Origin of the sequence: Streptococcus mitis, from assembly GCF_009496205.1 — a bacterium.
GTDB lineage: Bacteria > Bacillota > Bacilli > Lactobacillales > Streptococcaceae > Streptococcus > Streptococcus mitis_BN.
The window spans coordinates 1-10,120 of record NZ_WIJO01000063.1 but is presented as its reverse complement, the minus strand read 5'-3'; the positions used below and the strand labels follow the sequence as shown (position 1 = coordinate 10,120).

The following is a 10,120-nucleotide window of genomic DNA, read 5'->3' as shown; positions in this document are numbered from 1 at the left end:
ATTGTAGACTATATTGATTACTACAACAATAAACGAATTAAGGTAAAACTAAAAGGACTTAGCCCTGTACAATACAGAACTAAATCCTTCGGATAAATTAATTGTCTAACTTTTTGGGGTCAGTACAAAACGTGCCACAGATTGGTTAATTGCAGAAGGAGGATTTTCAAAAGAAAAGAGAATACTAGAGGTTGCGTGTAATAGGGGAACTACAGCAATTGAGTTGGCACAGCGTTTTGGTTGTAAGATAACTGCTGTTGATATGGATGCTCAAGCTTTAGAAGTGGCTAAAAAATCTGCTGAAACGGCAGGTGTTGGGCATCTAATCAGATTTGAAAGAGCAAATGCAATGAAACTTCCTTATGAAGATGCTAGTTTTGATATTGTTATAAATGAAGCTATGCTGACTATGCAAGCCGATCAAGCTAAGAAAAAATGTGTAATGGAATATCTAAGGGTTTTAAAACCTGAAGGTCTTCTCTTGACACATGATGTGCTTCTTAAGGAAGCTAAAGAGTCTGTCAGACAGGAACTGTCACAAGCAATTCATGTAAATGTAGGTCCTTTAACTCAAGATGGTTGGGAACAGGTGATGATAGAATCAGGTTATTGTGATGTGAAAGTATTGACTGGTGAAATGACATTAATGAAATTATCAGGTATGATTTATGACGAAGGTTGGCTAGGAACTTTGAAAATTTGCGTAAATGCTTGTAAAAAGGAGAATAGAAAGCAGTTTTTAACTATGTATAAAATGTTTGATAAGAATAAAAAGAACTTGGGATTTATTGCGATGGCTAGTTATAAATCGTCAAATCGTTAGATAATCATTGAAGTTAACTTTTCCTTTTTTCTTTCTTAAAAAATATGCTATAATAGAGAGTAAAAACTTTGAAAGAAAGAAAAAGATGAATTTAAAAGATTACATTGCAACAATTGAAAATTATCCAAAGGAAGGGATTACCTTCCGTGATATCAGTCCTTTGATGGCTGATGGGAATGCTTATAGCTACGCTGTTCGTGAAATTGTTCAGTATGCTACTGACAAGAAAATCGACATGATCGTAGGGCCTGAAGCTCGTGGTTTTATCGTGGGCTGTCCAGTTGCCTTTGAGTTAGGAATTGGTTTTGCACCTGTTCGTAAACCAGGTAAATTACCACGCGAAGTCATTTCTGCTGACTACGAAAAAGAATACGGGGTTGATACCTTGACTATGCATGCGGATGCCATTAAGCCAGGTCAACGTGTTCTTATTGTAGATGATCTCTTGGCAACAGGTGGAACTGTTAAGGCAACTATCGAAATGATTGAAAAACTTGGTGGTGTTGTAGCAGGCTGTGCCTTTCTTGTTGAATTGGATGAATTGAACGGCCGTGAAAAAATCGGTGACTACGATTACAAGGTTCTTATGCATTATTAATCAAAAACAGTCCCTAGGGCTGTTTTCTCTACATTAGGATATAAAAGTAGACTATAGCTAGTTAGAGAAAAAGTATAATTGAAAACTATATCTTCTTGCAGTATAATAAAGGGACTAGATGTTTGAGATTTAGTTTCATACTCAATGAAAATCAAAGAGCAAACTAGGAAACTAGCCGCAGGCTGCTCAAAGTACAGCTTTGAGGTTGCAGATAAAACTGACGAAGTCAGCTCAAAACACTGTTTTGAGGTTGCAGATAGAACTGACGAAGTCAGTAACATATATCTACGGCAAGGCAACGTTGACACGGTTTGAAGAGATTTTCGAAGAGTTTCAAACATATGCAATTATTCCTGAAAGAGTACAGTTAGGAGAGGGTTATGCCGATTCGAATTGATAAAAAATTACCAGCTGTTGAGATTTTACGGACAGAGAACATCTTTGTCATGGATGATCAACGTGCGGCCCACCAAGATATCCGTCCCTTGAAGATTTTAATCTTAAATCTCATGCCACAGAAAATGGTCACAGAAACCCAGTTGTTGCGCCATTTGGCGAATACACCCCTGCAACTGGATATTGATTTTCTCTATATGGAAAGCCACCGTTCTAAAACAACTCGTTCAGAGCACATGGAGACCTTTTATAAAACTTTTCCTGAAGTTAAGGACGAGTATTTTGATGGGATGATTATCACGGGTGCTCCAGTTGAGCATTTACCATTTGAGGAAGTGGACTATTGGGAGGAATTTAGCCAGGTGCTTGAGTGGTCTAAGACTCATGTCTATTCGACCCTTCATATCTGTTGGGGTGCTCAGGCGGGACTCTATCTGCGTTATGGGGTTGAAAAATACCAGATGGACAATAAGTTATCAGGTATTTATCCTCAGGATACTCTAAAAGAGGGTCACCTTCTCTTTAGAGGTTTTGATGATAGCTATGTATCCCCTCATTCTCGGCACACGGAGATTTCTAAGGAAGAGGTCTTAAACAAAACCAATCTCGAGATTTTATCAGAAGGACCTCAGGTTGGGATTTCGATTTTGGCCAGTCGTGATTTACGAGAAATTTATAGTTTTGGGCATTTGGAATATGACCGTGATACCTTGGCAAAAGAGTATTTTAGGGATCGTGACGCAGGTTTAGACCCACATATTCCAGAAAATTACTTTAAGGATGACGATGTTAATCAGACACCTTGTCTTTGTTGGTCTTCATCAGCAGCCCTCTTTTTCAGTAACTGGGTAAACTATGCAGTCTATCAGGAAACCCCTTTTGACTGGAGAAAAATAGAAGATGATGCATCTGCTTTTGGGTATTTATAAGAGGAATTATGACATATTTAGACGCTTTTAAATCAGGGAACTTGGTTTTACCGAGTGCCCTGCTCTTGCATTTTAAGGAACTCTTTCCTTCTAGCGACGATTTTCTGGTCTGGCAATTTTTCTATTTGCAAAATACGACAGGTTTGGATGAAATGTCGCCAAGCCAGATTGCTGAAAGGATTGGCAAGGAAATTTCGGATGTCAATCAGGCTATTTCCAATCTGACGGAGAGGGGACTACTTCAGTATCGAACGATCGAATTGAATGGTGAAATAGAATTGCTTTTTGATGCCAGTTTGGCTTTGGAACGTTTGGATAATTTGCTTGGAGCTGCTCATTCAAGTTCAGACCAGTTGACACCTCAAAACCAGCTCAAAGATTTGGTGGAAACCTTCCAGCAGGAATTAGGGCGCTTGTTGACTCCTTTTGAGATTGAGGATTTGACCAAGACACTAAAGGAAGATGGGACCAGTGCTGACTTGATTAAGGAAGCTCTTCGTGAAGCTGTTTTGAATGGAAAATCAAACTGGAAGTACATTCAGGCGATTTTGAGAAATTGGCGCCATGAAGGTATCAAAAGTGTGGCTCAAATAGAGGCCAAACGGGCAGAGAGAGAAGCAAGCAATCCTCAGTTGACACAGGTATCGGCAGATTTCCGAAATGCCATGGATCTCTGGAAGGATTAATCCATGTAAGCAGGCTTGAAATCCGAGTAAGATTTGCAAGCTGTGTCTAATTGTGATAAAATAAATAGAAAATAAATTGAAAAAAGAGGTATGTGAAATGTCACGTAAACCATTTATCGCTGGTAACTGGAAAATGAACAAAAATCCAGAAGAAGCTAAAGCATTCGTTGAAGCAGTTGCATCAAAACTTCCTTCATCAGATCTTGTTGAAGCAGGTATCGCAGCTCCAGCTCTTGATTTGACAACGGTTCTTGCAGCTGCAAAAGGTTCAAACCTTAAAGTTGCTGCTCAAAACTGCTACTTTGAAAATGCAGGTGCTTTCACTGGTGAAACAAGCCCACAAGTTTTGAAAGAAATCGGTACTGACTACGTTGTTATCGGTCACTCAGAACGCCGTGACTACTTCCATGAAACTGACGAAGATATCAACAAAAAAGCAAAAGCAATCTTTGCAAACGGTATGCTTCCAATCATCTGTTGTGGTGAGTCACTTGAAACTTACGAAGCTGGTAAAGCTGCTGAATTCGTAGGTGCTCAAGTATCTGCTGCATTGGCTGGATTGACTGCTGAACAAGTTGCTGCATCAGTTATCGCTTATGAGCCAATCTGGGCTATCGGTACTGGTAAATCAGCTTCACAAGACGATGCACAAAAAATGTGTAAAGTTGTTCGTGACGTTGTAGCTGCTGACTTCGGTCAAGAAGTTGCAGACAAAGTTCGTGTTCAATACGGTGGTTCTGTTAAACCTGAAAACGTTGCTTCATACATGTCTTGCCCAGACGTTGACGGTGCCCTTGTAGGTGGTGCGTCACTTGAAGCAGAAAGCTTCTTGGCTTTGCTTGACTTTGTAAAATAATCGACTCTTTATCAACATTATTGGGTTGAAGACAGGCTAAAATCGAGAAAGGACAAATATCGTCCTTTCTTTTTTGCTACTAAAGTGGCTAATGTAGATCACTTTATCCTAACTCTTCCTGGTGGTTACAATATGGAGATGAATCAAGAGTCAAGCAATATTTCCCTCGGGCGCAAACAACTGTTGAGCATCGCGCGTGCTCTCCTAGCCAATCCTAAAATTCTCATTCTGGATGAAGCGACTTCCTCTGTTCATACCCATTTGGAACTCTTGATTCAAAAAGTCATGAAAGGGTTGATGAAGGGAAGAACCAGATTTGTCATTGCACACCGCCTTTCGACCATTCAAGAAGCAAATAATATTATCGTTCCTAAGGATGGACAGATTATTGAGCAGGGAAATTACGAAAGCTCACTCCAAGCAAAAGGCTTTTATTATGAACTTTACCAAAGCCAATTTTCAAGTAAATCTGATAAAGTAAGCTAATCAAAACTGCTTAGACTTTTCTTAAATTATCAGTCTATTGCAACTTTTCTCATGTGAGTCATTTGGCTTGCTATTGGTTTTACTTAGTAGTATACTAAGGTAGTAATCATTAAGAAGTGGTTACAAAAAATAATAAACGAGGTAAAATAAAATGGTAGAATTGAAAAAAGAAGCAGTAAAAGACGTAACATCATTGACAAAAGTAGCGCCAGTAGCATTGGCAAAAACAAAGGAAGTATTGAACCAAGCTGTTGCTGATTTGTACGTAGCTCACGTTGCTTTGCACCAAGTACACTGGTATATGCGCGGTCGTGGTTTTCTTGTGTGGCATCCAAAAATGGATGAATACATGGACAGCCTTGATGGCTATCTTGACGAAATCAGCGAACGTTTGATTACACTTGGTGGCAGCCCATTCTCTACTTTGACAGAATTCCTTCAACATAGTGAAATCGAAGAAGAAGCTGGTGAATACCGTAATGTTGAAGAAAGCTTGGAACGTGTCCTAGATGTTTATCGTTATCTCATCACTCTGTTCCAAAAAGCTTTGGATGTTACTGATGAAGAAGGTGATGATGTGACAAACGATATCTTTGTTGGTGCTAAAGCTGAACTTGAGAAAACGGTTTGGATGCTTGCGGCAGAACTTGGACAAGCTCCCGGTTTGTAAGATAAATGCACCCCTTTCTATCATGAGTTTCTGTATTACTACTCATGATAAACTATCTTTTAAAAATCATGTAGCAGAAAAAGTTACATGATTTTTTCTTTACTCCTCCGGCGACTCATTTGTCAAAATGCTGATTTTAGGGTATAATAGTTGCTGTTCGAGAAATTTTGATTTTCAAAGAATAGTGAATGATGATAAGGAGAAACCATGAACAACCTACCAAATTGCCCAAAATGTAACTCAGAGTATGTCTACGAAGACGGTGCCCTACTGGTTTGCCCAGAGTGTGCTTATGAGTGGAATCCTGCTGAAGTTGCAGATGTAGAAGAGGGCCTTGTTGCTATCGATGCCAACGGAAATAAATTGGCTGACGGTGATACAGTCACTCTCATCAAGGACTTGAAAGTAAAAGGTGCGCCAAAAGATTTGAAACAAGGGACGCGCGTGAAAAATATCCGCATCGTAGAGGGCGACCACAATATCGATTGTAAAATTGATGGTTTTGGTGCCATGAAACTCAAATCAGAGTTTGTGAAGAAAATTTAAGCATGTCAAAACACTACAAACTTATATTTTATAGCCGTATCTTCTTGTTTCTAGCGGCTTTTACGGGAGTTTATCTTGAAATCGCCAAGCATGGTGGCTTTGGGATGTTGCTCTATTATACGGTTCTGTCCAACCTTTTAGTCGCGATTTTTACGCTCTATCTCCTAAAGATTATGAGCCGTTTAGGTGAAAACTGGCAAAGGTCAAGCCTCTTGCGCTTAAAAGGTGGGGTCACCATGAGTATCATGATTACCTGTGTGATTTACCATTTCCTCTTAGCGCCTATTGCGACTAATTTCTATACTCTAGAAAATTTCCTTTGCCACTATATCGTTCCCCTCTGGTTTTTAGCTGATACCCTCTTTTTTGACAAACAGGGTCAATATAAAATCTGGGATCCAGTTGTGTGGACGATTTTACCCTTGCTGTATATGATTTTTGCTCTTTTTAATGGCTTGGTACTGAAACTTGATGTTCCTAATTCTAAGGTCAGTCCCTTCCCTTACTTCTTTTTGAATGTGAACAAGGGTTGGGATATCGTGTTCAAGTGGTGTCTGATTATCTTCGTTGCCTATATGGTGACAGGATTTATCTTCTACTTTATCAAGCAAATCAAGAGAAAATCATCCTAAGACACAAGGGATTCATTTTCGAGTTTAAGAAGGAGTCTGTACACTAAAGAGGCTTCTTCTTTTCTTGCTTGTTTGATAACTATCAAAAGAGACAGAAGATTAAGAGAAAATATAGAAAGAGATTTCATGAAACAATTTTTAGAACGGGCCAGTATTTTGGCTCTCTCCCTCGTTTTGATTACATCCTTTTCCATCTCGAGTGCCCTGCCAGCTATGTTTGACTTTTATCAAGGCTATCCTAAGGAACAAATTGAGCTCTTGGCGAGCTTGCCTTCCTTTGGAATCATGATTATGTTACTGCTAAATGGTTTCTTAGAAAAAATATTTCCTGAGCGATTACAGATTAGTTTGGGATTGCTGATTTTATCACTGAGTGGAACGGCTCCCTTCTGGTATCAAGCATATCCCTTTGTCTTTGGAACAAGGATTCTTTTTGGTTTGGGTGTTGGGATGATCAATGCCAAGGCCATTTCCATTATCAGTGAACGTTATCAAGGGAAAACGAGAATACAGATGCTAGGGTTACGCGGTTCTGCAGAGGTCGTTGGGGCTTCTCTCATTACCTTGGCAGTCGGCCAATTGTTGGCCTTCGGTTGGACAGCTACCTTCCTAGCCTATAGTGCTGGATTTTTGGTACTGACCCTTTATCTGCTCTTTGTACCTTATGGAAAAGAAAAGAAAGAAGTCAAGAAAAAAGCGAAGGAAGTAAGTCGCTTAACTCGAGAAATGAAAGGCTTGATTTTTATCCTAGCTATCGAAGCGGCAGTTGTAGTTTGTACCAATACAGCTATTACCATCCGTATTCCAAGTTTGATGGTGGAAAGAGGACTGGGAGATGCCCAGTTATCTAGTTTTGTTCTTAGTGTCATGCAGTTAATCGGGATTGTGGCTGGTGTTAGTTTTTCTTTCCTGATTTCTATCTTTAAAGAGAAACTGCTCCTCTGGTCTGGTATTACCTTTGGCTTAGGGCAAATTGTGATTGCCTTGTCTCCATCCTTGTGGGTGGTAGTGGCAGGGAGTATTCTGGCTGGTTTTGCCTACAGTGTAGCCTTGACGACGGTCTTTCAACTTGTCTCTGAACGAATTCCAGCTAAACTCCTCAATCAAGCAACCTCATTTGCAGTTTTAGGCTGTAGTTTCGGAGCCTTTACGACTCCATTCGTTCTAGGTGCAATTGGCTTATTAACTCACAATGGGATGTTGGTCTTTGCTATCTTAGGATCTTGGTTAATTGTAACCTCTATCTTTGTCATGTACCTACTTCAAAAGAGAGCTTAGGATTGGTTTCCTAAGTTTTTCTTTTTTGGATTTTTGTACCCAGACACTATTTGATTTAGGGCCTTGTTTACAGACTAATTTCTTGATAAAATAGGAGTTATGACAAGATATAAAGCAACTATTTCCTATGATGGTTACGTCTTTGCTGGTTTTCAGCGCCAGCCTCATGCGCGTAGCGTTCAGGAAGAAATTGAAAAAACCTTGACCAGGTTAAATAAAGGGCAAGCCATTACTGTTCACGGTGCTGGTAGGACAGATAGTGGGGTTCATGCCCTGGGACAGGTTATTCATTTTGATCTACCTTATCAGATGGATGAGGAGAAGCTCCGTTTTGCTTTGGACACCCAGTCTCCTGAAGATATTGATGTGATTTCGATTGAGCTTGTGGCGGATGATTTTCATTGCCGTTATGCAAAACATAGCAAGACCTATGAGTTTATCGTGGATAGGGGACGTCCCAAAAATCCTATGCGCCGTCACTATGCCACTCACTTTCCCTACCCACTCGATGTGGAACGCATGCAGATTGCAATCAAAAAGCTAGAAGGAACCCATGATTTCACCGGCTTTACAGCATCTGGGACTAGTGTAGAGGATAAGGTTCGCACCATTACAGAAGCTAGTTTAACAGTTGATGAGACAGGTCAGTTTTTGACCTTTACCTTTTCAGGAAATGGTTTCTTGTATAAGCAGATTCGCAATATGGTGGGGACACTGCTCAAAATTGGAAACAACCGTATGCCAGTAGAGCAGATTGACCTCATCTTGGAGAAAAAGGACAGGCAGCTTGCAGGTCCCACTGCAGCACCAAATGGTTTGTATTTAAAGGAGATTCGTTATGAAGAATAATCGTATTTTAGCACTTTCAGGAAATGATATTTTTAGTGGTGGGGGCCTGTCAGCTGATTTGGCTACCTATACCTTGAACGGCTTGCATGGGTTTGTAGCAGTGACTTGCTTGACAGCCTTGACAGAAAAAGGATTTGAGGTCTTTCCAACTGACGATACCATTTTTCAACATGAATTAGATAGCTTGCGTGATGTAGAGTTTGGGGGAATTAAGATTGGTCTTCTTCCTACTGTTAGTGTGGCTGAAAAGGTATTGGACTTTATCAAGAAACGCCCAGGAGTGCCTGTGGTTCTGGATCCTGTCTTGGTCTGCAAGGAAACGCACGACGTAGCAGTTAGTGAACTCTGCCAAGAGTTGATTCGTTTTTTCCCTCATGTCAGTGTGATTACGCCTAATCTTCCTGAAGCAGAATTACTAGCTGGTCAGGAAATTAAAACCTTGGAAGATATGAAGGCTGCAGCGCAGAAATTGCATGACTTAGGAGCGTCAGCAGTCATTATCAAGGGAGGCAATCGCCTTAGTCAGGACAAGGCTGTAGATGTCTTTTATGATGGACAAAACTTTACAGTCCTAGAAAATCCTGTCATCCAAGGGCAAAATGCTGGTGCAGGTTGTACCTTTGCCTCCAGCATTGCCAGTCATCTAGTCAAAGGTGATGAACTTTTACCGGCAGTAGAAAGCTCTAAGGCTTTCGTTTACCGTGCCATTGCACAAGCAGATCAGTATGGAGTAAGACAATATGAAGCAAACAAAAACAACTAAAATTGCCCTTGTATCCCTATTAACCGCCCTCTCTGTGGTTCTAGGTTATTTCTTAAAAATTCCAACACCGACAGGCATTCTAACTCTTTTAGATGCGGGTGTCTTCTTTACGGCCTTCTACTTTGGTAGTCGTGAAGGGGCTGTAGTAGGAGGACTAGCAGGTTTCTTGATTGACCTCTTATCAGGATATCCTCAGTGGATGTTCTTTAGCTTGGTTAACCATGGCTTGCAGGGATTTTTCGCAGGATTTAAAGGAAAAACTCAGTGGTTAGGCCTTATCTTAGCAACGATTGCCATGGTAGGGGGTTACGCCTTGGGTTCTACATTGATGAATGGCTGGGCTGCAGCCCTACCAGAAATTTTACCAAATTTTATGCAAAATATGGTAGGGATGATTGTAGGATTTATCCTTAGTCAAAGTATCAAGAAGATTAAGTAAAGAGGCTGAGTCAAAAGTCTTTTAAATAAGAAAAACGCATAATATGAACTGCACCCCAAAAGTTAGACAGAAAAAATCTAACTTTTGGGGTGTTTTTATTATGAAATTAACTTATGATGATAAAGTTCAGATCTATGAACTTAGAAAACAAGGATATAGCTTAGAGAAG

General features: G+C 40.2%; 12 protein-coding genes and 3 pseudogenes. All 15 read left to right on the top strand.

Features of this window, described 5'->3' with window-relative positions:
• Nucleotides 1-96: IS3 family transposase (locus GEZ85_RS08945; protein ID WP_133162783.1), on the top strand; the 96-nt coding region annotated here is incomplete at its 5' end.
• A 31-nt stretch (nucleotides 97-127) separates the two neighbouring features.
• Nucleotides 128-823: pseudogene (locus tag GEZ85_RS08940) on the top strand (class I SAM-dependent methyltransferase); the annotation flags it as partial.
• An 85-nt stretch (nucleotides 824-908) separates the two neighbouring features.
• On the top strand, nucleotides 909-1,421 hold the full coding sequence (locus tag GEZ85_RS08935; RefSeq protein ID WP_001049318.1) for an adenine phosphoribosyltransferase: 513 nt from the start codon (nucleotides 909-911) through the stop codon (nucleotides 1,419-1,421).
• A gap of 380 nt (nucleotides 1,422-1,801) precedes the next feature.
• Complete coding sequence (metA, locus tag GEZ85_RS08930) at nucleotides 1,802-2,746, top strand: homoserine O-acetyltransferase MetA (RefSeq protein WP_125454987.1); 945 nt, start codon at nucleotides 1,802-1,804, stop codon at nucleotides 2,744-2,746.
• Nucleotides 2,747-2,754: 8 nt separating this feature from the next.
• Nucleotides 2,755-3,432: a DnaD domain-containing protein gene (locus GEZ85_RS08925; RefSeq protein WP_153210083.1), complete on the top strand. Its 678-nt coding sequence runs from the start codon at nucleotides 2,755-2,757 to the stop codon at nucleotides 3,430-3,432.
• 97 nt (nucleotides 3,433-3,529) lie between these two features.
• Nucleotides 3,530-4,288 (top strand): triose-phosphate isomerase, encoded by a 759-nt coding sequence (gene tpiA / locus GEZ85_RS08920; RefSeq protein WP_153210082.1) that lies wholly within the window; start codon nucleotides 3,530-3,532, stop codon nucleotides 4,286-4,288.
• A 63-nt stretch (nucleotides 4,289-4,351) separates the two neighbouring features.
• Nucleotides 4,352-4,774: pseudogene (locus GEZ85_RS08915) on the top strand (ATP-binding cassette domain-containing protein); the annotation flags it as partial.
• Between the two features lie 151 nt (nucleotides 4,775-4,925).
• On the top strand, nucleotides 4,926-5,444 hold the full coding sequence (locus GEZ85_RS08910) for a Dps family protein (RefSeq protein ID WP_000229886.1): 519 nt from the start codon (nucleotides 4,926-4,928) through the stop codon (nucleotides 5,442-5,444).
• Between the two features lie 207 nt (nucleotides 5,445-5,651).
• Entirely contained in the window at nucleotides 5,652-5,990 is a 339-nt protein-coding gene (locus GEZ85_RS08905) for a zinc ribbon domain-containing protein YjdM (RefSeq protein WP_001061596.1), read from the top strand.
• Between the two features lie 2 nt (nucleotides 5,991-5,992).
• A complete protein-coding gene (locus tag GEZ85_RS08900) occupies nucleotides 5,993-6,622 on the top strand; it encodes a Pr6Pr family membrane protein (protein WP_153210081.1) in 630 nt (209 codons plus the stop codon).
• A gap of 126 nt (nucleotides 6,623-6,748) precedes the next feature.
• Nucleotides 6,749-7,900 carry an MFS transporter gene (locus GEZ85_RS08895; protein WP_153210080.1) on the top strand — a complete coding sequence of 384 codons (1,152 nt, stop codon included), beginning with the start codon at nucleotides 6,749-6,751 and terminating at the stop codon, nucleotides 7,898-7,900.
• Nucleotides 7,901-7,999: 99 nt separating this feature from the next.
• On the top strand, nucleotides 8,000-8,749 hold the full coding sequence (gene truA / locus GEZ85_RS08890; RefSeq protein ID WP_153210079.1) for a tRNA pseudouridine(38-40) synthase TruA: 750 nt from the start codon (nucleotides 8,000-8,002) through the stop codon (nucleotides 8,747-8,749).
• Nucleotides 8,739-9,512, top strand: a complete 774-nt coding sequence (locus GEZ85_RS08885; protein WP_153210078.1) for a bifunctional hydroxymethylpyrimidine kinase/phosphomethylpyrimidine kinase — start codon at nucleotides 8,739-8,741, stop codon at nucleotides 9,510-9,512. The genes truA and GEZ85_RS08885 overlap by 11 nt, the downstream gene beginning before the upstream one ends.
• On the top strand, nucleotides 9,490-9,951 hold the full coding sequence (locus GEZ85_RS08880) for an ECF transporter S component (protein ID WP_000814989.1): 462 nt from the start codon (nucleotides 9,490-9,492) through the stop codon (nucleotides 9,949-9,951). The genes GEZ85_RS08885 and GEZ85_RS08880 overlap by 23 nt, the downstream gene beginning before the upstream one ends.
• A gap of 100 nt (nucleotides 9,952-10,051) precedes the next feature.
• Nucleotides 10,052-10,120: pseudogene (locus tag GEZ85_RS08875) on the top strand (transposase); the annotation flags it as partial.